The organism is Microlunatus endophyticus, assembly GCF_014646195.1.
Taxonomy (GTDB): domain Bacteria; phylum Actinomycetota; class Actinomycetes; order Propionibacteriales; family Propionibacteriaceae; genus Microlunatus; species Microlunatus endophyticus.
Genome location: NZ_BMMZ01000002.1, coordinates 608777 through 632731 on the forward strand (window position 1 = coordinate 608777; position 23955 = coordinate 632731).

Here is a 23955-nt window from a genome sequence, read left to right on the forward strand (position 1 = left end):
TGGGTGACGTAGAACGCGACGTGCCGGGTCTCCCGGTGGGCGATCCGACGCACCAGCAGGCTGAGCACCGGATGGGATTACATCGCTACGAGCCGGTTGGCCGCGGCGGTTGCTGACCGTTCGTCGGCGGCATCCCAACTCATATGCACGGCGATGAAATCGGCGCCGACCAGCATCCTGGCCAGCGCCTGGCGGACCGGTGCCGGCTTGTCGGGCCATCCAGCCTTGAGCCGGGTCTCCTTGAGCACGTCGAAGTCGACCGTGATGCCGTGTTCGGCCGGGACCGCGGCCAGCGCTTCGCTGCGCCTGTACGCCTCACGGTTCCGGATCGTCATCAAGGTGGTGACATCGCATCTACCCGGGACGGCGTCATCAACATGTCTCGCAGACAGCAGACGGTGTGGAACTCGATATCGCACATATGGCGCAGACAGCGGAGCGGACGGGCCGGCAGCGGATCGGTCCTGAACGCCGAAAAGTCAAGATCCTGCCAGGCCAGTCGCCGGGAGTCGCGGGCGAATGTCGTGATGTCGAAAGCCAAGATTATCGAGACTTCACACGCGTATGACGACGCCGGTTTGAGTCGGCGAGATCAACCTCGGGGCTCGATTCTCCCCGCCGATCTCTACTCAGATAAAGTAAGGCTAGGCTAACCTTCATCGACTTCGAGTGCCAGACACGAGCCGTCCGGTAAGCGCTCGAGGAATTCCCGACGAAGGAGACCCACATGCCCCTGGCCGTACAAACGACCGCGGATCACGCTCGGTCCGGCATCGACACCGAGGCCGAGTTCGCCGAGATCGTCGACCAGCTCACTCGTCGCGGACTGCTTGTCGGTGGCCTCGGCGGTGCTGCCCTCTTCGGTCTCGCCGGCTGCGGCGACCGTGACCGTCCGGCCGGCACTCGGTCTCCTGCAGCGGTCATGATCTCCCATGAGTACGGCACGACCCAGGTGCCCGGGCATCCCGAGCGGGTTGCCACGGTCGGGTACAACGACCAGGACTTCGTCCTCGCCCTCGGAATCGTCCCGGTCACGACCCGCGGCTGGTACGAGAACTACAACCGGCTGCCCTGGGTGCAGCAGGCAACCCGCGGCAAGGGTGTAGCTGACACAGCGGGTTCGGCCGAGATCAACTACGAGGCGCTCGCGGCCACGCACCCGGACGTGATCCTGGCCCTGTACGAAGACATCGATCGTCCGACCTACCAGAAGCTGTCCGCCATCGCTCCGACAGTCGTCAAAGGGGCAAAGTATCCCGCCGACACGATCCCCTGGCGGGACGAACTGCTGCTGACAGGAAAGGCACTCGGCCGGGAGTCCGAGGCCAGGACGCTGCTGGCCCGGGTCGAGGCCAAGATCAACACCGCCAGGAAGGAACACCCCGAGTTCGCCGGCACGGTGCTCGTCGTCGACTACGGGCCGGAGAATGGCGGTCACTGGCTGGTGCCCGCCGGCGACCCGAGACGAGCGCTCTTCGACGACCTCGGATTCGCCGCACAATCGACCGGTAAGGATGTCAGTGCCGAGCGGGTCGACCTGCTGGATCGTGACATCCTGTTCGTCGAAGGCGCCACCAAGCGGCAGATGCTTGCCGCTCCGGCCTTCGCCCGACTGTCCGTCGTCACCCAGGGCCGAACTCTCTACACCGGCTTCGATTCGCGACTCAGTGCAGCGCTGTCGTATGACGGGCCACAAGCGCTGCTTTATGCCCTCGACATACTGGTACCGCAGCTTGCGAACGCGCTCGCCGGACGGCCGGTTGCCAATCTCGACGAGGCCTGACGATCATCGATCCCGCAGTCCACCCGCCGTTGCCACCCGTCTCAGCCGAACCGATCGTCAAGGGCATCATCGAGTGATCGGACCTGGTCATACACCGGGCCGAGGAGCAGGTCCTGGACGGCTGCGACATGAGCGCTCTCGGCGACCCCGATCCACATCAGAGGATGCTCGGCCGACTGCTCATCGGCGCCGGCAAGCCACTCGGTGGCCCAGCCCGCCAGTGCCGCGGCCAACGGCTCGCCGCGGTCGGCGAACGGCAGCAGCGGGATACGGCTCGCTCGCCTGCTCCGGACCAGCCACGTGACCGCCACCCGCTCAGGTGCCGGCAACGACTCCTGCACCCGTTCAGTGAGGATTTCGACGAAGACCTGACCATAGGTGTCCTCTGGCAGGCCGCCCAACAGGCGCCGTATCGCCGGTAGGTCGTACTCATCTCCGGCGATCAGGACGTATCGGCACGGATTCCTGTGCTGCGATCCCACGCCTAGAGTGTAGGTTAGGCTTACCTCAATTCGCTAGCCGCAGCCGCCATGCGGCCGGCCTGGACGCTGAAGCTGCCGACGATGCCGGGAGGGGGAGACCGTGCCGGTTGACGATCTGGTCAACACCGCCGAGATGTATCTGAAGGCGATGCTCGAGCTGGAAGAGGAGGGCGTCGTCGCGATGCGGGCGCGGCTGGTGGAGCGCTTCGAGCAGGCCAGTCCGACGGTGAGTCAGACCGTGGAGCGGCTGCAGCGGCACGGCCTGGTCGAGGTCGAGGCCGACCGGCATCTGACCCTGACCGACCTCGGCCGGCGGACGGCCGCATCCGTGATGCGCAAACACCGGCTGGCGGAGGTGTTCCTGGAGCAGGTCGTCGGGTTCGACTGGGAACTGCTGCACGAGGAGGCGTGCCGCTGGGAGCACGTAATGAGTGATCAACTCGCCGACCGGCTGGACGAACTGCTGGGCCACCCAAGGGTGACCCCGTACGGAAACCCGGTCCGCGCTCCGCATCCCGACAGGCCCGCCACGTCGACCGACCGACCACAGAATCTGACCCGCCTCGGCGCGGACCTCGACGACAAGCTGACGGCGAGGATCATCTGGATCGGCGAGCCGTTGCAGGCCGACACCGCGGCCCTCGCCAGCCTGCGCCAGCACGGCCTGCTTCCGGGCACCGAAGTCACCATCTCCGCGGCCGATGGCCACTGGGTGACCCTGCGCCGGGCCTGCGACGATTTCGACCTGGAGTTGCCGTACGAGTTGGCCGTGCACCTGTTCGCGATGGCCGAGGTCCCCGCTCCCCTGACGGCTGACGCGTGACGGCCGGTCAGCCCTTCAGTTTCTTGCAGAGTGCCTCGATGGCGTGCAAGTAGGCAGTGCCGCTGGTGAAATTGTCGATGTTGAAGGCGTTGTATACCGTCATGGCGCCGGACGTGACGGCAGGCAGCCTCTTCCACGCCGGCTGGCTGATCAGATGTCGACCGTTGGCGCTGATCAGCGTGCCGTCGGTCGACCCGTAGCCGTTGTCGTCGAAGATCATCGCATCGGCATCGGACAGGTCCGTGATGAGTTCCATCGACAGTTTGCTGCCACCGTTGGCGGCGGTGTCGGCGTGCTTCTGCTGCTTGCCGAAGCGTGCGCCGAGTTCTTTGAGGGCCGCAGGACCAGGCGTCGACACTGCCTCGAGCTGGAAGTTCGCGTCGTCCCATGGCGTCACGACGTACCAGTGGTTGTTCGCGAGCTGGGCGGCGTAGGCAGTGCGGATCCGCGCGACCTCTGCACGGTAGGCCTTCCGGGCGACGTCGAAGGCATTGATCTTGTCGACGGCGTAGGCAGTCTGCTGGGCCCGCTGCTGCCAGGTGATGCTGCTGGAACTGTCGTAGACGAAGGTCGGGGCGATCTTCTCGATCCGTTCGAGAGCGGATACGCCCGACCAGACGAAGATCAGGTCAGGACGCAGCGCTGCAATGGCCTCGACGTCGATGGTGCCATCGGCGGCCTGCACCTTCGGCAACTTCGCCACCGCAGCTTTGTATGCCGCCGGAACCGCATTCTCGGCGTTGGTCCAGGTGCCGACGACCGGTACGCCGAGCTCGCACAGATTGCTGATCGACGCACCGAGCGCAACAACCCGCTTCGGCTCCGACGGCACGACCAGGCTCGCTCCCAGTGGCGCCTCGATCGTCCGGGTCGGTGCCGCGGATGCCGGATCGTCGGCAGCGGAACTGCCGCAGGCGGCCAGACCGAGGATGCCGGCCGCGGTGATCCCGCCGGCGAGGAAACCGCGGCGCGTGAGTTGGTCGACGATCGCGGCGAAACGGCTCTCGATGTCGATCTCGAACAGGGTGGAATTGGTGGTCGTGGTAGTCATCGTGGGCTCTTTCGTGACGTGTCGATGTGCGGCGGGAGTAGGGCTGTCGGGCGCCTTGCGCACGAACTCCCGATCGACGTCCGAGTGCAAAAGTGCAGAGGTCATGATGGCCCGTCCTACTGATTGGCCCCGAGAATCGACGGGCTCAGGCGAACTGTTGGAGGATGCGTTCGACCAGGTCGAGCATCTGGGCCGCCTGGCCGTAGCTCTGCGGATAGGCGACGGTGGTCGCGTACAGATGACCCGCCTTGGTGGCCGGCAGGCTGCGTACGACCGGGTCTGCCGTGAGCGCCTGTTGGGTGCCGGCGACCCCGCTGGAGTTGTTCAGGATGATGTCGGCATCTGCGAGCCGGTCGAGATTCTCGAAGGAGACGACCGTCCCGTCGTCCACCGGATCCTTACCGGGAACATCCGCGCTCGACCAGTGCGCGCCGAGATCGACCAGGACCTTTCCGCCGGTCGACAGCTGGTGGTAGACGTAGGCATTGCTGGTCGACAGGGCGGAGACGATCGACCACTTCAGCTCAACCAGCTGTTTGCGATAGCTGGACCGGATGTCGGCGATCCGGTTCCCATAGCTCCGCTTGGCAGCGGCGAGTTGATCAGGCCGGCCGAGGGCGGTCGCGAAGTAGCTCTCGGTCGAGGCGAAGTCGGTGTTCTGATGGGCGACGACGGGGGCGATCGCGCTCAGCTTGGGCAATACCTTCTTGTCCAGGAAGATCGTCATGATCAAGTCCGGCTGTGCTGCGGCGATCTTCTCCAGGTCGGGAGTGCCGCTCGCCGCAACAACCGGGACCGCCTTGGCCCGGGCACGAAACTGCGGCGGCACGAAGGCGGCCGCCCCTTCAGTGGTCCCGACGAGATGCGCTCCGACGTCGAGACAGGAGTTGAGTGTCCAGGTGTCGAGCGCCACCACCCGCTTGGCCTGTGACGGCGCCGTCACGGTGCCGTTGTCGGCCTCGACCTGGCGTGTTGTCGGCGCCGCGAGCGACTTCGGTGCGGTGGCGGTGCGGCTGTCGTTGCCACAGGCTGCCAGCCCGGCCAGGGACACTGCACCCAAACCCGCGCCCAGGAGCCGACGTCTGGTCAACTCGTCGACGATGTCCCCGGGACCGAGGCGTGCGGACAGACTCACAAGTGCTCCTTGACATGTTCAGGGTGAAGTTGCGCTGATCGGAAGATCGGTGCGGGACCGCGGCTCCGGGCAGGCTGGTACACCGCAGGAGGAGGGACGGTTAGGTCAGCCTTGCCTAACTAAGGCTAGGAGGCCGGCGTCCAGCGGCGCAACGAGCCCCGACGCCAAGTCTTGTCGCCTATCCGCCGCGATGTCACGAGCCCGACGAAAAGGCAGCTCAACGGTTGCTCAAGCGCGAGCCGTCCGCGCGGTGCCGCTGGTTCCAGAATTCGGCGTACCGGCCGGCCGCGCCCAGCAGCTCGGTGTGCGTGCCCGATTCGATGATGCGCCCGCTGTGGAGGACGGCGATCCGGTCAGCGGCAGCCACCGTCTCGAGGCGATGAGCGATGATCAGCACGTACGATCGCGGGCCAGTTCCGCGATCACGGCCTGCACGGCCGCACCGTTCTCGGTGTCCAGCGAGGCGGTCGCCTCGTCGAGAAGAACGATCGGGCGTCTTTGCACAGCGCCCGTGCGATGGCAACGCGCTGGCGCTCCCCGGCGGATTCCCGACCCGGATGTTCTCCTCGATCGTGGTGTCGAGGAGGAAGACGTCCTGGAAGACCACCGACACCTGGTCCAGCACCTCGCACGCGGTGGGATCACGGACGTCGACCCCGCCGATCCGGACGGCGCCGGAGTCGCCGTCGTGGAATCGGGCGATCAGCTTGGTCAGCGTCGTCTTCCCTGATCCGGAGACGCCGACCAGCGCTGTCGTACCGGCGGCCACGATCTCAAGGTCAACACCCCGCAGCAGCGGCCCCCGACCGGGATAGCCAAAACAGACGTCGTCGAAGTCGATCCGATGGTCGGCGATCCGAGGCGCCACGATCCCGGTCCGGTCCGGTTCGGGGAGTCGCGGAGCGTCGAGCACCGACCGGACGCGCTGCTGGGACGCCTGCCAGGCACTGAGCGCGGTGCTGGTACCGACGATCGCTTCCAGCGGAAGCAACATGGCGATGCCCGGGACCACCAGCGGGATCGTCCGCGCCGCTGTCAGCTGCTGTCCGGTCACCAGCGCGGCCCTGGTCGCGACCAGTGCCGTGAAGGCCACCTGAACACCGAGCTGCCCGAACCAACGGCCAGACCGAAGCGGAGCCCTGGAGCAGGCGCCGACCCATCTCGACCAGGATCACCACCGGGGTCACCGAGAGCGCAGCAGCCAGGGCCTGCAGGATGGCGGCCCACGGTGACGGTGACCAGGACCGGGCTCTGCAGCTCGCCAAGATCACGGCCGCGGGGTCCTGCGGCCGTCCGGAGGTGCTCACCGCAGTCTCCGCAGCTCAGACCTTGGAGGCGGCGGCGACCAGCTTGGGCACCGTCACCTGCAGGCCGTACGGGATGCTCAGCACAGAGGGGAATGCGACAGCCACCGCGGCCGCCATGTCAAAAGCGACATAGGAGCCGCGCTGGACCGCCTTGAGCTTCTTGAACAACGGCTCCGCCTCGAGTTGCTCGCGGACTGCCAGATCAGGGAAGGCCAGGATCAACACGTCCGCGTCCAGCAGGCCGATCCGTTCCATCGAGAGCTGTGCACGGCGGGGCGTGGACGATGTCGGCAGCGAGGTGACCTCCGGCGACAGCCTCATGCCCAGCTGATCGAAGAACTGGGCGCTGGCATCGCTGTCGTCGTTGATCGTGAACAGGGAGTCCAGACTGCTGACCGGCCCGAACGTGTAGGTCTTTCCGGCCAGCTGCGGATTGCTCTTCTTGGCCGACGCGATCGCATCATGGGTCTTCTTGATCAACTGCTGGGCCTGGTCAGGCTTGCCGAGTACCGTTCCGGCGCGGGTGGTCATCGTCTGCCACGAGTCGGCTCCGACCCCGCTGAGATAGCTCAGGGTCGGCGCGATCTTGGCCAGGTTGGCCCAATCCTTGATGAGCGTGTAATCGTCCGAGGCCATGATCAGGTCCGGGCGCAGGCCGGCGATCTTCTCCAGCGGCAAGCCGTTGGTCGTGTCGAAGAGCTCCGGGCTGTCGGACGGCTTCTGCCACGGCGCGAGCCCGGACGCGAAGGCCGAGTTCTTGGCCGCACCGACCAGCGGGACATCGAGAGCCAGAGCGAGATCGGTGTCGCGCAGATAACCCGCCGCGACCACCCGCGACGGCTGGGTCTTCACCGTCACCGAGCCTTCCTTGCCCGGCACCGTCACCGGGAACAACGACCTGGCCGTCGACGGCGAACCGCTGGGACCTGCCGCATCCGTATCGGTGCCGCAGGCCGCGATCAGGCTTGCGGTGACACCGAGGCCGCCGAGCAGCATCCCGCGCCGGCCCCAGGTTCGGGCCGGCGCTCCGCCGGTTCCAGGATCAACAACCATCCGTCATTCACCTCTCGGTACATGCCCGGGCACCCAAGACAAGGATAGGCTATCCTAACTATGGCGAGATTGAATGACTCGCTTAGGGTAGGCTAATCTAAAGTTCATGAGCCGACGTCGCGGGCCGTCCATGCATGTGTGCATCATCGGCACGGCCGAGGACCTCAACGACATCACCTGCCTGGTGCGCGGTCTTCCCGCGGACGCTTACGGCCAGATCTTCATCATGGGAACGGCCCCCGCACATCCCGACGCGTTCGCCTGCCCGGCGCGGATCTCGACCAACTGGCTGCCCGGGGACCACGTCGCCGCCGATCGCCGACTGCCGGCCGTACTCGCGGCATGGGCCGCCGAGTGGATGGTGGGCGAGCCGGGCGATGCACTGCGACCGGTGATATGGGTCGGACAGCATGCCTGCCATCGGATCGCCGAGGAGCTGTCCTATTTCCCCGACGCGACCTTCGCCACGATCCCGGCCGCGGCCACCACGGATCAGCCGGACCCGAGCTACTTCGAGCAGTCGACGCCGTTGATCAGCGATCCGACCCCCGTCCGCGAGGTCCACGGCTCATAACCGACCATCATCCAGACTCTGGAACCGAGCTATGAGCAGATCGCGGCGCTGAACCCGGATCGATCCTTTGACGTCCGCAGCTCCGGCGACCAGGCACGACCCCGTCGAGGTGCTCACTTGGAGAAACTCACGCCCCTGACGGGACTACTGGCACCGGCTCGTACCGCGTCGTCCTCGAGCTGTTGGCGACGACGGCCAACGATGAAGCGTTGTGCAGGATTGCGGCCAGGACCGGCGAGAGTGCCCCACCGGCACTGACCAGCAGGCCGGCCGCGTTGACGGCGATGGACATCCCGTAGTTCTGCCGGATGACGCGCACGGCTCGCCTGCTGAGATCTCGGAGCGCGAGGAGCTTGGTCAGGTCGTCGCCGGCCAGTGCGACGTCTGCGGTCTCGACTGCCACGTCGGTGCCGGAGACGCCCATCGCGATGCCGATATCCGCTCGCGCCAGGGCCGGGGCGTCGTTGGTGCCGTCGCCGACCACTGCAACGGTGTACCCCTCGGCCTGCAACTCGCGAACGATGGCGAGCTTGGACTCCGGCATCACCTGGGCGCGCCATTCGGTGATGCCGACCACGGCGGCGACGGCAGCTGCTGTCCGGGGATGGTCGCCGGTCAGCATCACGACCCGCCGCACACCGGAGGCTCGCAGTGCTGCGACGACGGCGGCCGCCTCGGGGCGTGGTTCGTCTCGCAGACTGACCAGGCCGACGAGCCGACCGTCGACGGCCAGCAGCAGCGGGGTTTCTGCCGCATGCTGCAGACGCTCGGTCCAGTCCTCGGCGTCCGGGCTCAGCGGCACCCCTTCGGAGTGCAGCAGCCCGGGACTTCCGAGCAGCAGCGTTCGGCCGTCGGCCTGGGTACGCATTCCCAGTCCGAGCAGCACCTCACATTCCTCATGCGCTGGGATCGCGATGCGCCGCTCCTCAGTCGATCGGATCACCGCTTGGGCCAACGGATGGCGGGAGTGAATCTCCGAGCTGGCGACGTAGGCGAGGATCTGCTCCGGCTCCCAGTCGGGGGCGAACGACACCACATTGGTCACGACAGGCCTGCCAACGGTTAGCGTGCCAGTCTTGTCGAACACCACTGCGTCCACCGATCCGGCGGCCTCCAGATGCGATCCTCCCTTGATCAGGATCCCGCGCCGTGCGCCGTTGCCGATCGTCGCGGAGATCGCCGTCGGGGTCGACAAGCCGACGGCGCACGGGCACGCCACCAACAACATGGTCATCGCCCGCCTTACGTCTCCGGTGACCACCAAGGTCGCACCGGCCAGTGCGAAGGAGAACGGCACGAATCGGCGGGAGAAACTCTCCCCGATGGTCTGGATCGGCGCTCGATCCTGCTGCGCCTCCTCGACGCGCGCAAGGATCCGTCCGACTGCCGTATGGGTGCCGACCGCCTCGGCACGTATGACGACCCGCCCCCGGACCAGTACCGAGCCAGCATTGACCTGCTGGCCGACGGACACGGTGACCGGAATGTTCTCCCCGGTCAGCGCGGACTGGTCCAGGAGTCCTTCCCCGTCGACGACGATCCCGTCCACGGGCACAGCGACATGCTCGTGGACCACGACCTGATCGCCGACCGCCAGCGTTGCGATGTCGACCAGCCGCTCGATCCCGTCGTCATCGCGGAGCCAGGTCTCGGTCTGGGCACCGGTCAGCAGGTCCCGGATCGCCCGCCTGGTCCTGCGCAATGTCAGGTCCTGCAGGTATTCCCCGATGTTGAGCAGCCAGAGCACCGTCAGGGCGACGACATTCTCCCGTAGCACCAAGCTCGCGATCGTCGCTGCCGACACCAACGCGTCGGTGCCCGATGATCGGCGGCCGGCAAGCGCACGCAGTGCGCCGCGCAGGAACGGGTAACCGGTGAAGATGGTCACACCCGTGGCGACGGTGCGACTCGCCGGGCCCAAAAGCAAAGGCCGGCGCATCCCGTACCGGCGCCAACCCAGCAGAGCCAGAGCCACGCCACCGACGACGATCCGAGCCAGGTCTCCGCCAGAGCCATCGGCCGAACGCGGACGACGGTCGGCGGGTGCATCCCAGCGGGTCGCCAACCCCTTGTCGATCGCCCCGGCGATCCGGCTGCGAACCTCGGACGTCCCAGCGACCGGGTCCGCGCGGTCGTCGTGCCGGCGCACCCAGATCACGACAGATCCGGTGCGAGGATAGGCAAGCGAGGTGATCACCCCGGTAACCGCGTCGAGGGCGGCCTCGATCGCGACCGCCCGCGCCACCGATCCGCGCAATCCGGGCACCACCATCCGGATCCGCCCGGCCGCATCGGAGCAGACCCGGAAAGGTACCGGCAGGTACTTCCCATCAGCGTCGGCCATGATCACTGCTCGCGGTCAGTGCTCGTGGTCATGGGATGGCTCGAATCCCGGCGGCGGAGCCGTCTCGCCGAGATTCTGCCGGGCCTCGGCCAGCACATCGGCACCGAAGAGCCGGGCGTTCTCGGCGCCGGTCTCGGCCGCCCGGACACCGCGAAGACCCCAGGTCGTCGCACCCACGAGCGTATGCCGGCCCAACCGGGGACCGAGCCACTTCCGCGCCGCCGAAACGACCGCCACCCCGACGACTCCTGTCGCCACCGTGCTCGCAGTCTTCCGGGTGATTCCCCGCCATGTCACCATCAATCGCTCCGTTCACTCGAGCCGGCCGCACCTCGTTCACGGGCGACGACGGGATGACACTATCCAGGAACGATTCTCGTTCGCAACAGGACCGCTCATCCTCTAAGAGCATCCGATCGACCACTTGTCGTTCCGACGCGACCTTGCGGTTACGTGATAATAGTTCTCGTTAGAGATAGATTTACATCCTCGATGCGACGGGCCGGGCCTGTCGCTCAGACCGAGCAGGAGAACCCATGAACCGCAGCGACCTGGCCAGGGCCATCGCCAGCCGGACCGGCACCGACAGAGCGACCGTCGACTCGATACTCGATGCGCTCGCCGAGGAGCTGATCTCGCTGGTCGGAGCCAGCGGTGAGCTGCGCTGGCCAGGCATGCTCACGGTCGATGTCGTCGACCGCGCCGCCCGAACCGGCCGCAGTCCGCGAACCGGCAAGCCGTTGGAGATCCCGGCCAGCAGGACCGTACGGGTCCGGCCGGGATCGCGGCTGAAGTCAGCGGCCCGCTGACCACAGACCTGGACCCATCGTAGCGATAATGATTCCCGCTACAATGGGGCAATGCCCATCGACGACGGTACAGGACTTCCTGGCCGAGCGAGAAAGCACAGAGCCACCACCCAGGGCCGGACCATCCGCTCCATCCTCGAGCGCCAGGACCGTTTCCTCAGCGCCCAGGACCTCTACGCCCGCTTGCGCACCGAAGGCCACCGGATCGGACTGTCGACCGTGTACCGACATCTGCAGTCCTGGGCCGAGGACGGCACCCTGGACACGATCCATCGATCCGACGGTGAAGCGACCTACCGGTTCTGCGGCGATCCCGGCACCCGCGGCCACCATCATCATCTCGTGTGCCGCCGTTGCGGCCAGGCAGCAGAGGTCGAGGGCCGCGCAGTGGAGCGATGGGCGGACCAGACCGCACAGCAACTGGGCTACACCGATGTCGACCACACCGTGGAGATCTTCGGCATCTGTGCCACCTGCACCGCCGAGACGGCCTGACCGATCTTTGCACGAGGCCTCAGTCCCGGAGACCGTCGGTGAGACGGAGCCGTCCGGATTCCGCTGGGGCCGGTCCAGAGCTCGTGGTCGGCCGTGACCGTCGCCTTGCCCAGGTCCAGCCACGACCCACGCCATAGGCAACGCCCGACAACGTGCCGACCAGGAAACCGACCGGCAGGTTCCAGTGGTATGCGGCCGCGATCGAGATCCACAACGTGAGCAGCGAGATGCCCACGGACAACCCGATGCCTGCGAGCGGCCGGGCGACGATCGACCGCGCCGCGGCCGGCGGCCCGATCATCAGGCTGAAGATCAACAACGCACCGACAACCGGCAGGGTCATCGTCGTCGCGAGTGCGACAACGACCAGGAAGGCCAGATCGACCCGTCCGACCGAGAGACCACGGGCGGCGGCTACATCCGGCACCGTGGAGGCAAGCAGCAGCGGTCGGAACAGTACGCCGATCGCGATCAGGCTGACCGCGGCCAGGATCATGGTCGGCGGCAGCTGGCTGTTGTTGACCCCGAGAACCTCGCCGAACAGCAGCGCGAAGAGCTCCGATCCGTATTCGGTGTTCCAGCTGACGAACAAGGATCCGAGCCCCAGCAACAGAACCAGGACCAGCGCGGCGACCACGTCGTGGCGACCTCGGCGGCTGAGCGAGCCGATCCCCAGCGCCGACGCGACGGCGAACACCCCCAGGCCGAGCAGCGGGTTGACGCCGATCAGGTCGGCGCCGGCGGCGCCGGCGAAGGCGCCCTGGGGGATTGCGTGGGCGGCGAATGCGCTGCCGCGCAGGACGACGAAGAAGCCCACCACCCCGGCAACGATCGCAACCATGCTGGCTGCCAGCCAGGTGTCGATCATGAACCCGCTGAACATCAGCTCCTCACCGCCTCGGGAAGATCACTGCCGACACTGGCGCTCGTCCGGTTCCGCTCGCGCATCCCGCGGCGGATTCCCGATCCGACCTCCGTCGCGAGGAACGCGACGAACACCAGCGCGACCACAAGGAAGCTGACCGGCCAGCCGTGGTGTGCCGGCGGCCAGTCGTAACTGTCGTAGGACAGCAGCACCCCGAGCCATACGGCGGCCAGGCCGAGACCGCTGGCCAGCAGCATCGCGACGCCCGGTCGCCGGGTCAGCCGGACGGCGGTCGCGGCCGGACCGATCAGCAGCGCGGTGGACAGGATCGAACCGATGGCAATCGCTGACAGCCCGACCGCGATCGCCAGAGCCGCCAGGAAGCCCAATCCGACCAGGCGGACGGGTACTCCCCGGGCTGCTGCGATATCGGGGTCCAGCCCGGTCAACAACAGCGGCCGGTAGAGCAGCGCCATCAGGATCAGACTGATCACCGCGAAGATCACCACCGGTCGCAGCGTCGACGGACTGATCGTGAAGATCGACCCGAACAGCACGGTCATCACCGCCCCGCTGGTGTTGTCGATCGTCGTGTCCAGATACAGGAACAGCGCCGAGATCCCCAGGCTGACGCCCAGCACGATCCCGGTCGCCAGGTCACGTCCGCGAGCTCGCCGAATCCCGATCAACTCCATCGCACCGGCACCGGTCAGGGTGAAGAGCAGGAAGCCGAACAGCGGTGACACGTTCACCAGGAAGGCACCCGATCCGCCCGTTGTACCGATATCGGCCAGGGAGTGCCCGGCGAACGACTGGCCGCGCAGGACGGTGAATACCCCGACGATCGCGGAGACCACGGCGACCACGCCGCCCACCATCAGTGCGGTCTGGACCTCGTCACTGGCGAAGAAGCCGGGTTGGAAGATGTGCTCCAGCATCGAGGCTCCGTCATCCCACCACGTCGACGTCGCTGTTGATTTCGCGACCGATGTCGCCGACGGAATCGCCGGCGGTCTCGCTGTCGCCGACGACCACCAGCACCCGGCCGTGGACGTGGATCACATCCACCCGGTGTCCGTAGAGGCGGCTCAGCACCGGGGTGGTGATCACTTCCTCGGTCGTGCCGGATGCTGCGCGCCCTCCGGCGAGATAGACGATCCGATCCATCACCGGTAGCAGCGGATTCATCTCGTGCGCCGAGAGCAGGATCGCAATCTGCTGTTCGCGGGCGATCCGGGCCAGCAGTCCGACGACCTCGTGGGCACTGCCCAGGTCGAGGTTGGCCAGCGGTTCGTCCAGCAGCAGCAGATCCGGCCTGCTGACCAGCGCATGAGCGATCAGGATCCGTTGCTGTTCGCCACCGGAGAGCTCACCCACCCGGGCATTGGCGAAGCGCGATGCATCGACCGCAGCCAACATCTCGTCGACGAGCAGCCGCCGCCGCCGTGACGGCAGCCCGATCCCGAAGCGATGTCCGTCCATTCCCAGACCCACGACATCGCGAGCACGCAGCGGGACATCGGGCTCGAGGAGCACCTTCTGGGGGACGTAACCGATTCCGCTGCGACCGCGACCGGTGCGCGTCAGCCGTACGCTTCCCCTCGTCGGACGTTGCAGGCCGAGGATGACGCGCAACAGCGTGGTCTTGCCGGCGCCGTTGGATCCGATCAGGCCGGTGAACTCACCCGGCCTGACCTCGAATCCCACCTGATCGAGGATCGTCCGTCCGCCGAGTCGTACGTCGACGCCGCTGACACTCAGGAGAGCCTCCGACCCGCAGGCTCTCCTCGCGACGTCGTCGACCACGCTCTGCGTCACAGCTTCTCGGTCGAAGTGCCGTTGGCGATCGCCTTCTTGATCGCTGTCAACTCGGCCAGCATCCACGACTGGTAGGTGTAGCCGTCCGTGGGCATCGTCTCGTACACCCCGACCACCGGAACGCCGGCCGAATGCGCTTGACCGAGGAACTTCGTGGTGATGTCGTCGGTCACCTGCTGGTTGTACAGGAACACCTTGACCGACTTGTTCTTGAAGAGCGAGTCCTGGGTGGCGATGTCCTGGGGTGCAGGATCGGTGTCGTTCATGATCGCCGCCTGCATGCTCCACGGTGTCTTGTTGTCCAGGCCGGACGCATCGATCAAATAGTCCGCAACCGGCTCTGTGACCGCAACCCCGGTCCCGCCGTACTGTTTCTTGAATGTCTCCATGGCATCAGTCCAGGTCTTCATCGAAGCCAGGAACTTCGTCTGCTGGTCGTGGAAGTACGACGCATGGGCCGGCTGCAGTGCCGACAGGTCACCCACCAGCTCCTTCGCGACGGCGGGCATCGTCTTCGGGTCGTACCACAGGTGCGGGTTCGGGGTGTTGTCCGGCAGACCACGCAACTTCTGCACGTCGATCACCTTCCGGTCCGCGTTCGGCGAGGCCTTCTCGATCTTGTTCATGAAGTCGTCGTAGCCGATTCCGTTCTGCACGACCAACGAGGCGGCCTGCACGGTCTTGGCGACATTCGCCGAGGCTTCGAAGGTGTGCGGATCGGTGTTCGGATTGCTCATGATCGACGTCACTTCGACATACTGGCCGCCGATCTGGCTGATCACATTTGCATACTCGTTCTCAGCACCGACGGCGATGATCTTGTCAGCCGTGCCGGTCGGCGTGCTGGACACGGGTGCATTGGGAGCAGCGGCGCTGCTTGCCGGAGCGGAGGGCGGATCCGACGACGGTGCGGAGGAGGCCCCCGAAGTCGTCGTGGTGTTCGAGTTGCTACAGGCAGCCAATAGGGCAGCCCCGGCGATCAGCGCCACGATCCCGGCGCCGCGCGTCCGCCCGTTGTGTGCAGTCATCAATGCATCCATTCCACGTTCGTGTTGACACTGTCTTGTTGACACTGACTTTCACTATCGAGAAGTAACGATATCAGGAATCGCTCCCATTAAGACACCGGTCTCAGCTGCAGTAACGCTGCAAGCGCTCGACGCCTTTCGGCGCTGCCGGACCTCCGCCAAGCAGCGCCTGGTCGAGTCGCCGACGGACCTCTGGTTCGTCCCAACCGAAACCGATAGCCACGATCTGGCTGAGCGACTGCCGGCTGACGGCCCGCCGCCCGGGTGCCGGTGCGACATGGATCGCCCGTCCGACACGATTGATCACGTAGCGCCGCCGGCTCAGCGACCCGTCGCCTGCGACGGTCACGACACCCTTGATCCGGTACGCACCGTCAGGAGGATTCTCGAGCAGGTCGACCAGCGCCGACGGATCGACGACACCGGCCGACTCGACTGCGACGGACCTCGCCGGCGGATGACGGTGGACGACGCTTTCGCTGCGCGGGAGTTCATCCTGGCGGGTGACCACATCCCGTATCCGTGGTTCGAAGAGAACCAGAGGATCCAACGCCCCCTGTGTAGTTTCGATGATCGGGACGGAAGCGTTGACCGCCCGGACCGCCGAAGTGACCCGCTCGATCGCCGCGCGACGCTCTGCGGGGGCCAGCAGATCGATCTTGTTCAGCACCACCAGCGAGTCGGCTGCGAATCGGTGCGGGCCGGTGCTGCCGAGCGTGCGCTCACAGGCGGTCAAGTCGACGACCTCGACGATCCCCGCCGGCCGGACGGCACCGACGGCCGTACTGCGCACCAACCGGGCCAGTGCCGTCGGCTCGGCGATTCCGCTGGCCTCGATGACGATGACATCCAACGCGAGCCGCGGCACGGACAGCCGCGACAGTGCCGCGTCGAGGTCGCCGCTGTCGGGCAGGCAGCACAGGCAACCTCCGGCGATCGAGGCCGGATCGTCGATCTGTCCACGGACCAGCCCGGCATCGACGTTCAGCGCTCCGAAGTCGTTGACGACGACGCCGATCCGGGCGTCGGAGTGCCGAAGCAGGTGATTGAGCAGTGTCGTCTTGCCGGCACCGAGACAGCCGGCCAAGGTGACGACCGGGACGGGAGGTCTCACCGGCCGGCCGGCTTCAGTTGGCGGCAGCCAACTCCTGCTCCCGCAGCTTGCGCCGGCAATCCGGGCAGCGACCGAAGATCTCGATCGTGTGGCTGATCAGGGTGAAGCGCTTGCGGCGGGCGATGGACTCCACCCACTCCTCGTGTTCGGGACCGATCTCGATCGTCGTCCCGCAGTCCACGCAGACCAGGTGATGGTGGTGTTCGTCGCTGCATGAGCGGTACAGCTGCTCTGCCCCGCTCATCTGGATCGTGTCGGCGGCACCGGATTCCGCGAGGTCGTTGAGATTGCGGTAGACCGTCGCGAGACCGACCGGATTGCCGCCCTGACGGAGCCGGGCGTGCAACTCCTGGGCGCTGACGAAGCCCCTGCAGTCGGCCAGTTCGGCCTCGATCAGGGCTCGTTGCTGTGTGTTCCTGCGGCGCGGCGCCATCCTTCCACCTCCAGCAGCAGAGCCTACCCGCCGATCGTGCCGCACCGGGTCGCGTCGCAAGATCGCTGGGGACGCTCACCACAGCCGCGCCCGCTCCCCCAGCCATGGGTCGAGGCCGTCGTCGCCGAGCTGCCAGGCCGTCTCCCCCAGCATCAGCTCCTCATCGGTCAGCAATGCTCGCTCGAACGCGTTCCGTACCTCGCGCGGGTCACCGTCGATGCCGGTGATCACCAGATAGGTCTCGGGTGGTCCGGTCCATCGTCCCGCCGGCCCAATGCTCAACTGGCCACCGGCACCGTCCCACGCGCAGCGCAGCCCGGGCCGGGTCGGCAGCCAGAACCGTCCTCGGCCGCGCAGTCTGCCGGCACCGAGCCGTCCGAGTTCGACCTGCAGCCGGTACGGGGAGAACGGCCGGTCCGACTGCAACTCGACCGACCAGATCCCCAGCCGATCGGGAGCACCGGTTGCCATCGCGAACGACGGATTGCCGCGCCAGAAGCCTTCCAGGTCGCCGCAACCACCGGCGATCCTGAGATCGTCGTCGATCGCTCGCGGCTCCAGCAGCTTGGTGCCGTCGGTCCGGTGCAACTCGGTCCAGCTGGCCCGGCCGCCGACCAGGTGGTCGAGGGCAGTCGCGACGCGTGGTGGCGCCGCGGTCTCGAAGACGATCCGGTCGGCGAACTCGATCTGGTGCACCAGGCACTCACCAACAGCGCGCCGATCCAGCTCGCCATGGCTGAGCCCCCGTTCCACCAGGAGGTCATCGCCGAACAGATCGTCCTCCAGCGACTGGCTGTCGATCGCGACCACGACCTGGGCGATCCGGAGCAGCTCCGGCTCAGCCGACGCCGCGTCAACGAGAGCCTTCACGATCTCGGCAGGTTCGACGGCCGGCGGGAGCGACAGCAGGATCGGACGGCCGCGTTCGCCCCAGTGTCTCAACGTCGGGACGATCTCATCGGCCAGACTGCAGCAGACACAGTCGTGCCGCATCGGCACCAGCACGTCGTCGACGACTCCGGTGATGTCCGAGACGGTCCGCCGCAACAAGGCCTGCTCGATCAGTACCTGATAGCTGAGCTGGACGCCTGTCGGCAGATCGATCAGCAGGCTGCCCGTGGCTGCGACCCGGAGGGCATCGGTCAGCGCACAGATCGTGATCACCGGCGACGGGCCGTCGCGCTGTCCGGTGGCCGCGAAATCTGGCCGCAGGTCATCTGGCGACATGAGCACTCCTGTCCCTGGCATTCGGGAATGATTATGCTATTGAGAATATTTCTCATTAGTATCACAACTACAGGAGGTGCTCCATGAAGGTCCGCAACTCACTCAGGACGCTCAAGAACAGGCCGGGCGCGCAAGTCGTCAGGCGTCGCGGTCGGATGTTCGTGATCAACAAGCGCGATCCCCGCTTGAAGGCGCGCCAGGGATGAGGGCAGCCGCGCCCAGCAGATCATCGGTGCGACGGCCTCGACCACGGGCCCGTCGGCTGCCGCGAAGTCTCGACTGTCTGGTGGTCGGAGCTGGCCCAGCAGGTATCGGAACTGCGCTGGCTCTGGCATCGATACCCAACTTGACGACCGGAATCGTCGAGCGCGGTGAGATCGGCCAGACATTCATCGACTGGCCACATGATCAACGGTTTCTCACACCATCCTTCACCGGCAACGGATTCGGGGCCACGGACCTGAATGCGGTCCACCCTGACACGTCGCCGGCGTTCTCTCTCGGTGTCGACTATCCGGACGGGCTCGCATACGCCCGGTATCTGAGCGCGGTGACCGAACACTTCGGGATCCAGGTGTCGTCGGGAACCGAGGTCCTTACGGTGCGACCTGACGATCATGCATTCCGAGTCGACACCGACCGGGCCCGATCCGCGCCCGGTGCCTGGTCTGGGCAGGTGGCGAATTCGCCGATCCCGCAGCCACGCGCATCGCCGGAGCCGAGTTCGCCATCCACAACAAGTATCCCGACGCCTGGAGGCCACCGGACCAACCAGGCCGGCTGGTGGTCATCGGCGGCTACGAGTCCGGTATGGACATCGCCTGCCACCACGTGGCATTGGGCAACCGAGTGACCGTGATCGATCCCGGCCACCCGTGGAAGGCAGAAGCAGGCCGAGGCGCAGGTTCGGATCCGTCCTATCTACTTTCCCCGCGCACCAGAAGCCGACTGGCAACGGCTCTGGGGACGGGCCGGCTGAAGCTGAGTACCGGTCGGGTGGCGGTGGTGGCTCCCGACGGCGATGGGCACGTCGTCAGCACGACCTCGGGGACGCGTTACCGATCCGATCTGCGGCCGGTGCTCGCGACCGGATTCGGTCCCGGACTCGGCCCGGTAGCCCCGTACTTCGCCAAGCGTCCTGACGGTTGGCCGGTGCTGACCGATGACGACGAGTCCACCAGCACACCGGGGCTCTTCCTCAGCGGGCCGAGCGTGCGGCACGTCGATCTCCGGTTCTGCTTTGTCTACAAGTTCCGTCAGCGCTATGCACAGATCGCCAAGACGGTCGGGGAACGCTTCGGTCGGGACATCAGCGGGTTGGACTTCTGGCGGGCGGCGGGGATGTGGACCGAGGATCTCGGCTGCTGCGGCGTCAGTTGTGCATGCTGAGTACAGGACCAACTGATCGCGATCCGGCCCGGGAGGAGTTGCTGCCGGGCCGGATCGCCCCGCTGCTCGCGGCGGCGGTCGTGGTCGGGAGTGGCATCGGCATTCTGCTGCCTGGGCTCGGCCAGCAGGCCGGCAGGCTGCTGCCCCCGACCGTGCTCCTATTGGTGACCGCACTTTTCTTCGAGGCCCGGCTGGATCTGCGTGGAGCGCTGCGCGCCTGGCGGGTCGTCGGCCCCGCATGGTCAGTCAACTTCGGGCTGGTGCCGGTCCTGGCGTACGTGATCTCAAGCACCTTCGTCGGACGTGAGCTTGCTGCCATGCTCGGGCTCTTCATCTATTTCGCGGCGCCGTGCACGGACTGGTTCCTCGGCTTCACACGGATCGCCGGCGGCAACATCGTCGCCGGATCGGTATTGCTGCCGATCAACATGGTCACCCAACTGGCCGCCTATCCGCTGATGTTGTCGATCTTCTTCGGACATCGCTCCGGCAGAGTCCCGGATGTCGGATTCACGGTGCTGATCTGGTTCGCTCTGCCGTTCGTCGCCGCCCGACTGGGCCGCATGGTCGCGGCTTCCACCTCGGCTTCCCTGCAGGCGCGACTGACGCGTCGCGCGGGGAGGCTGGTGCCCTGGGTGATCACGGCGCTGATCATCGAGATCTTCGGGGCCAACGCCCAGACGATCCTGGCTCATTTTCGGATCTTCATCTGGTGCCTGGTGGCGGTCTTCAGCTTCTTCGTGATCATCTTCTTCATCGGGGAACTCGTCGGTCGGGCTTGCCGGCTCGACCGCGGCGACCAGGTTCTGCTGACGATGACGACGTCTGCCCGCAACGCCCCACTGATGCTTGCAATCACCACAGTGGCCATCCCGGGCGAGCCGCTGACCTACGCGGCGATCGTGATCGGCATGCTCATCGAGTTTCCCCATCTGGTGGCCGTCAGCACACTGCTCCGCCGGCGCGGGTCTGTACATCGCGTAGTGGTTCGCCGTATGATTTGATAATAAGAATTCTTCTCATTAGTAGATTTACGACGTTCGGGCCAATATGTGGGGGATGCGCAGCAGGCTCGACCCAGCCGGATTGACAAGCATCGCTGTCGGAAGCATCCGCAGAGGGATCGTCCCATCACCGGGCAGTTCCCGACGATCAATCATCGGCCACCCGCGCGCTGTCAGCCAGACGTCACTGTTTACGCTACGAGAATGCTGACCCGCCCGTTCGGCCGAAGCGGCCTCGTCGTTGGACGACTCGCACTAGGTACCTGGACCTTCGGCGAACAGACCCCCGCAGAAGATGCTGCCCAACAGATCCGCACGTTCTTCGACGCCGGCGGCACATTAATCGACACTGCCGACGTGTACGCCGCAACCCGGAGCGAGTCGATCCTCGGGGAGATACTGAGCTCATACGACCGGGATAGTTTCGTCCTGGCGACCAAGGCATTCGGCCGGACCAAGCCCGGTCCGATGGGCGAGGGCCGATCACGAGGCCACCTCCTATCGGCCCTGGACGCGTCACTGCGACGGTTACGTGTCGACTACCTGGACCTTTGGCAAATACATGCCTACGGAGGGACCGCTGTCCCGGCCGAGGAGACCTTGGCAGCACTCGACACAGCCGTCGCCTCCGGCAAGGTCCGCTACGTCGGCGTCTCGAACTACCGAGCCTGGCAACTCACCTTCGCCGCGACCCGGCAATCACTGACCCGACAGCCCCCAATCATCTCCAACCAAGTCGAATACTCACTGCTCAAACGAGAACCGGAAAACGAACTCGTCGACGCAGCCGACTTCCTCGGCGTTGGGATCCTCGCCTGGTCCCCGCTCGGACGAGGCGTACTCACCGGCAAATACCGCTCCGGAACCCCCGAAGGATCCCGCGCCGACACCCCGCAGTGGAAAGACTTCGTGAACCCGCTGATCGGCGGCCCATCCGATCAGATCGTTGACGCCGTCACTGACGCCGCCAACGAACTCGGGACCAGCCCAGCAAACGTCGCTCTCTCCTGGGTCCGTGACCGGCCAGGCGTGACAGCGCCCATCATCGGAGCACGCACCAACGAACAACTGGTAGCCAACCTCGAAAGCGAGAGCCTCACCCTCCCGACCGAGATCGCCACAAAGCTGACGGCCCTATCATCGAGCGCGGCCTAACCATCCTCATCCTCCGGTGATCGCAGCCGCCGAGATCGCCGCAAAAGGTTCCCTGGCGAGCATCAAGATCGCGATCAAGCATCGTCACCGCCAGCGGAATCCGCTACGGGCAGTAGCGTCAACCAGAACCATGCCCTTCTAGTACGTCGGCCATCCACCAAGTTCGGGGCCAACCACAGGTGACTCGCGACCGAGCAACCAGGCAGCAAGATCACGCCCACCACCAGCGGCGACCACCGTCCCAGTGCCCCATCGACGGCTCAGGTCGCCGGCCAGGATCGCGGAACCGTCCGGCAGCCGCCGGCTGAACAGATCGCGCACGTGGATCACGAACGAGTCCTCCCACTCCGTGCGCTCCACACCGACATCAAGATCGACAAGATGGACCAGGAGTTCACGCCACCGGGTGAACACCGTCGTCTCGTAAGCGTCCCAGTCCTGAACGGTTGACCACACCCGCTCCAGGTTCATCGCCGATTCCGCGAACGCCTGCTCGTGCTGGCTGGCAGTCCGGCCAGCGGTCTCCTCGATGATCCGATTACGTTCACCCGGGGCCCACATCTCCACGTGCTCACCCCGCAGCTCATGCTCGATCAGCCGCGCTCGAGCACGGGCTGCATCAGTCAGATGCGCCAGCACATGACCACGAGTCCACCCTGGCAGCCGCGACGCGGCGGCAATCTCGGAGTCGGACAGGCTAGGAATGAGGCGCAGGAACCGCTGATGCGTCGCCGCGACCTCAGCAAACGGAGGAGCCACGGCATCACCGTAACGGCCCACCGGTCACGCCGGAGCAGGCCTCCGGCCAAAGAACCGCTGCCATCCGACCAATCTCGGGGCGCCGAGCCGAAGTTCCCTGCCCGATAGCCGTTCCCTGCCCGGTGATCGTTCCCCAGCAGACACCAAGATCACGATCACGCATCGTCACCGCGAGCGGATCCTGCACCGGGCACAGCAGTGGCTGCGATCAATCCGTTAGTGACCGCAATAGGAGCAGATCGGCGAGGTCCTTCTCAGTGGGTGTGTATCCCTGGTGAGCCAGGACCTGGGTGGTCGCGTCAACGCAATCCACTACGACCCCATCAATCTCCCCGACCACGGGCCGAGGATAGTAGAAGCGGCCACCGTCGGGGAGTTCCTGATGGCCGCCACCTATGCCGTCCGGGCTTATCGGGTGCAGATCAACCTCGTTGCTTGCCTGGTCAGCCACAGCTAATGCTGCTGGCAGCCAGTCCCGCAAGACAATTCCGAACCCGATATCGGACAAGGTGGCTCGCACCGAGCTCAGTTCCGGCATCAGCACAACCAGATCAAGGTCGGAGTGTTCCCGGGTCGTTGTGCCGAGCAGCGCATCAATACCCCAACCGCCGTCGCCCCATGCAGTCACACCCGCGGCACGCAGCGCCGACAACACAGCAAGCACACCGGAGGCAGCCATCACGGCTGCCATTGTCCGCCTGTGCCCAGTAGACCGGCAGACACCCCGACACGCAACCGCCGGCAGGCCGTGCCGACAGCCGTTCCACCGCGGACACGGCCGTACGCCGCCCGTGCGTATCCGGCACGTTGACGGCCGACGTGTGTCACAGGGGATCGGTGACCGGGCACATGATCTGGCCTTGGCCGTCAGTTGTTGCTGTGGTCATTCCTCGCGGGAGAATGCCAATGGCAGCAGGTCCTCCACGACCACACTGATCAGCTGATCCTTGGCGGGCACAACCACTCGGATGCCCGGGTGATAGTCGGCCAGAACCTGACGGCACCGACCGCAAGGACCAATCACTCCACGACCGAACCTGCGCACAGCGACGATTCGTGCCAGCGAGCGGATACCTTCGGCGCGGGCGCTGGCCAGAGCAACGATCTCAGCACACGGCCCGCCGGTGAAGTGATAGAGATTCACAGCCGTCTGGATGCTGCCATCTGAACTGCGGATCGCGCACCCGACGGTATGCACGCCCGGCTCTCCCGGTCCGGAGTCGGTGGCGCCGTCGATCACCTGCTCAGCGGCTCGAATCAGATCAAAGTCCTCGGCGTCCAGCACCCGCGCCGACGGCAAGACCTCG

26 protein-coding genes and 1 pseudogene are annotated in these 23955 nt (G+C 66.1%); 9 read left to right on the top strand and 18 right to left on the bottom strand.

What is annotated here, in order from left to right; all coding sequences use genetic code 11:
- Positions 1-77: 77 nt before the first annotated feature.
- Entirely contained in the window at positions 78-335 is a 258-nt protein-coding gene (locus IEY07_RS24040) for a hypothetical protein (RefSeq protein WP_229669771.1), read from the bottom strand.
- A 392-nt stretch (positions 336-727) separates the two neighbouring features.
- Between IEY07_RS24040 and IEY07_RS06500 the strand changes: the two genes are divergently transcribed.
- Complete coding sequence (locus IEY07_RS06500; RefSeq protein ID WP_188894324.1) at positions 728-1783, top strand: ABC transporter substrate-binding protein; 1056 nt, start codon at positions 728-730, stop codon at positions 1781-1783.
- A 41-nt stretch (positions 1784-1824) separates the two neighbouring features.
- Here the strand turns inward: IEY07_RS06500 and IEY07_RS06505 are convergent, their stop codons facing one another.
- Complete coding sequence (locus IEY07_RS06505; RefSeq protein WP_188894325.1) at positions 1825-2265, bottom strand: SIP domain-containing protein; 441 nt, start codon at positions 2263-2265, stop codon at positions 1825-1827.
- A gap of 100 nt (positions 2266-2365) precedes the next feature.
- Here IEY07_RS06505 and IEY07_RS06510 point away from each other — a divergent pair, with 100 nt between their 5' ends.
- The gene (locus IEY07_RS06510) at positions 2366-3088 is read left to right on the top strand and encodes a metal-dependent transcriptional regulator (RefSeq protein ID WP_229669772.1); all 723 of its coding nucleotides are present in this window, start codon (positions 2366-2368) and stop codon (positions 3086-3088) included.
- Between the two features lie 7 nt (positions 3089-3095).
- On the opposite strand, the gene IEY07_RS06515 is transcribed toward IEY07_RS06510, so the two are convergent.
- The 4 genes from IEY07_RS06515 to IEY07_RS06530 form a co-directional block, all read right to left on the bottom strand.
- Positions 3096-4139: an ABC transporter substrate-binding protein gene (locus tag IEY07_RS06515; protein WP_188894326.1), complete on the bottom strand. Its 1044-nt coding sequence runs from the start codon at positions 4137-4139 to the stop codon at positions 3096-3098.
- Between the two features lie 145 nt (positions 4140-4284).
- Positions 4285-5274: an ABC transporter substrate-binding protein gene (locus IEY07_RS06520; RefSeq protein WP_188894327.1), complete on the bottom strand. Its 990-nt coding sequence runs from the start codon at positions 5272-5274 to the stop codon at positions 4285-4287.
- Between the two features lie 217 nt (positions 5275-5491).
- Positions 5492-6367, bottom strand: coding sequence for an ATP-binding cassette domain-containing protein (locus IEY07_RS06525; protein ID WP_188894328.1), 876 nt, complete (start codon positions 6365-6367; stop codon positions 5492-5494).
- A gap of 229 nt (positions 6368-6596) precedes the next feature.
- Positions 6597-7634 (bottom strand): ABC transporter substrate-binding protein, encoded by a 1038-nt coding sequence (locus IEY07_RS06530; RefSeq protein ID WP_188894329.1) that lies wholly within the window; start codon positions 7632-7634, stop codon positions 6597-6599.
- A gap of 106 nt (positions 7635-7740) precedes the next feature.
- Between IEY07_RS06530 and IEY07_RS06535 the strand changes: the two genes are divergently transcribed.
- Positions 7741-8208, top strand: coding sequence for an SIP domain-containing protein (locus IEY07_RS06535; protein ID WP_188894330.1), 468 nt, complete (start codon positions 7741-7743; stop codon positions 8206-8208).
- 127 nt (positions 8209-8335) lie between these two features.
- Here the strand turns inward: IEY07_RS06535 and IEY07_RS06540 are convergent, their stop codons facing one another.
- Together IEY07_RS06540 and IEY07_RS06545 are read right to left on the bottom strand one after the other, a co-directional pair.
- Positions 8336-10552, bottom strand: coding sequence for a heavy metal translocating P-type ATPase (locus IEY07_RS06540; RefSeq protein ID WP_188894331.1), 2217 nt, complete (start codon positions 10550-10552; stop codon positions 8336-8338).
- Between the two features lie 15 nt (positions 10553-10567).
- Complete coding sequence (locus IEY07_RS06545; RefSeq protein WP_188894332.1) at positions 10568-10852, bottom strand: DUF1490 family protein; 285 nt, start codon at positions 10850-10852, stop codon at positions 10568-10570.
- A 236-nt stretch (positions 10853-11088) separates the two neighbouring features.
- Here IEY07_RS06545 and IEY07_RS06550 point away from each other — a divergent pair, with 236 nt between their 5' ends.
- The gene (locus tag IEY07_RS06550) at positions 11089-11361 is read left to right on the top strand and encodes an HU family DNA-binding protein (protein ID WP_188894333.1); all 273 of its coding nucleotides are present in this window, start codon (positions 11089-11091) and stop codon (positions 11359-11361) included.
- Between the two features lie 51 nt (positions 11362-11412).
- Positions 11413-11856, top strand: a complete 444-nt coding sequence (locus IEY07_RS06555; RefSeq protein WP_188894334.1) for a Fur family transcriptional regulator — start codon at positions 11413-11415, stop codon at positions 11854-11856.
- A gap of 19 nt (positions 11857-11875) precedes the next feature.
- On the opposite strand, the gene IEY07_RS06560 is transcribed toward IEY07_RS06555, so the two are convergent.
- From IEY07_RS06560 to IEY07_RS06590, 7 genes are all read right to left on the bottom strand, one after another.
- Positions 11876-12739, bottom strand: coding sequence for a metal ABC transporter permease (locus IEY07_RS06560; RefSeq protein ID WP_188894335.1), 864 nt, complete (start codon positions 12737-12739; stop codon positions 11876-11878).
- Positions 12739-13659 carry a metal ABC transporter permease gene (locus IEY07_RS06565; RefSeq protein ID WP_229669773.1) on the bottom strand — a complete coding sequence of 307 codons (921 nt, stop codon included), beginning with the start codon at positions 13657-13659 and terminating at the stop codon, positions 12739-12741. The genes IEY07_RS06560 and IEY07_RS06565 overlap by 1 nt, the downstream gene beginning before the upstream one ends.
- 10 nt (positions 13660-13669) lie before the next feature.
- A complete protein-coding gene (locus tag IEY07_RS06570) occupies positions 13670-14539 on the bottom strand; it encodes a metal ABC transporter ATP-binding protein (protein WP_229669774.1) in 870 nt (289 codons plus the stop codon).
- Entirely contained in the window at positions 14536-15390 is an 855-nt protein-coding gene (locus IEY07_RS06575) for a metal ABC transporter solute-binding protein, Zn/Mn family (RefSeq protein WP_229669775.1), read from the bottom strand. The genes IEY07_RS06570 and IEY07_RS06575 overlap by 4 nt, the downstream gene beginning before the upstream one ends.
- A 280-nt stretch (positions 15391-15670) precedes the next feature.
- Positions 15671-16681, bottom strand: coding sequence for a CobW family GTP-binding protein (locus tag IEY07_RS06580; RefSeq protein WP_188894337.1), 1011 nt, complete (start codon positions 16679-16681; stop codon positions 15671-15673).
- 13 nt (positions 16682-16694) lie between these two features.
- The gene (locus IEY07_RS06585; RefSeq protein ID WP_188894338.1) at positions 16695-17114 is read right to left on the bottom strand and encodes a Fur family transcriptional regulator; all 420 of its coding nucleotides are present in this window, start codon (positions 17112-17114) and stop codon (positions 16695-16697) included.
- Positions 17115-17189: 75 nt separating this feature from the next.
- Positions 17190-18341 (bottom strand): GTP-binding protein, encoded by a 1152-nt coding sequence (locus IEY07_RS06590; RefSeq protein ID WP_188894339.1) that lies wholly within the window; start codon positions 18339-18341, stop codon positions 17190-17192.
- An 83-nt stretch (positions 18342-18424) separates the two neighbouring features.
- Between IEY07_RS06590 and ykgO the strand changes: the two genes are divergently transcribed.
- The 4 genes and pseudogenes from ykgO to IEY07_RS06610 all read left to right on the top strand — a co-directional run bounded on the left by ykgO (position 18425) and on the right by IEY07_RS06610 (position 21889).
- Entirely contained in the window at positions 18425-18547 is a 123-nt protein-coding gene (ykgO, locus tag IEY07_RS06595) for a type B 50S ribosomal protein L36 (protein ID WP_188894340.1), read from the top strand.
- Positions 18544-19730, top strand: a pseudogene (locus tag IEY07_RS06600) (NAD(P)/FAD-dependent oxidoreductase). The gene ykgO and the pseudogene IEY07_RS06600 overlap by 4 nt, the downstream one beginning before the upstream one ends.
- Entirely contained in the window at positions 19724-20734 is a 1011-nt protein-coding gene (locus IEY07_RS06605) for an arsenic resistance protein (protein ID WP_188894341.1), read from the top strand. Before IEY07_RS06600 ends, IEY07_RS06605 begins: the two are co-directional and overlap by 7 nt.
- Positions 20735-20938: 204 nt before the next feature.
- Positions 20939-21889 (top strand): aldo/keto reductase, encoded by a 951-nt coding sequence (locus IEY07_RS06610; protein WP_188894342.1) that lies wholly within the window; start codon positions 20939-20941, stop codon positions 21887-21889.
- A gap of 138 nt (positions 21890-22027) precedes the next feature.
- On the opposite strand, the gene IEY07_RS06615 is transcribed toward IEY07_RS06610, so the two are convergent.
- The 3 genes from IEY07_RS06615 to IEY07_RS06625 form a co-directional block, all read right to left on the bottom strand.
- Positions 22028-22648, bottom strand: coding sequence for a maleylpyruvate isomerase family mycothiol-dependent enzyme (locus tag IEY07_RS06615; RefSeq protein WP_188894343.1), 621 nt, complete (start codon positions 22646-22648; stop codon positions 22028-22030).
- A gap of 208 nt (positions 22649-22856) precedes the next feature.
- On the bottom strand, positions 22857-23327 hold the full coding sequence (locus IEY07_RS06620; RefSeq protein ID WP_229669803.1) for a nucleotidyltransferase domain-containing protein: 471 nt from the start codon (positions 23325-23327) through the stop codon (positions 22857-22859).
- 204 nt (positions 23328-23531) lie between these two features.
- Positions 23532-23933, bottom strand: coding sequence for a cytidine/deoxycytidylate deaminase family protein (locus IEY07_RS06625; RefSeq protein ID WP_229669776.1), 402 nt, complete (start codon positions 23931-23933; stop codon positions 23532-23534).
- Positions 23934-23955 lie beyond the last annotated feature (22 nt).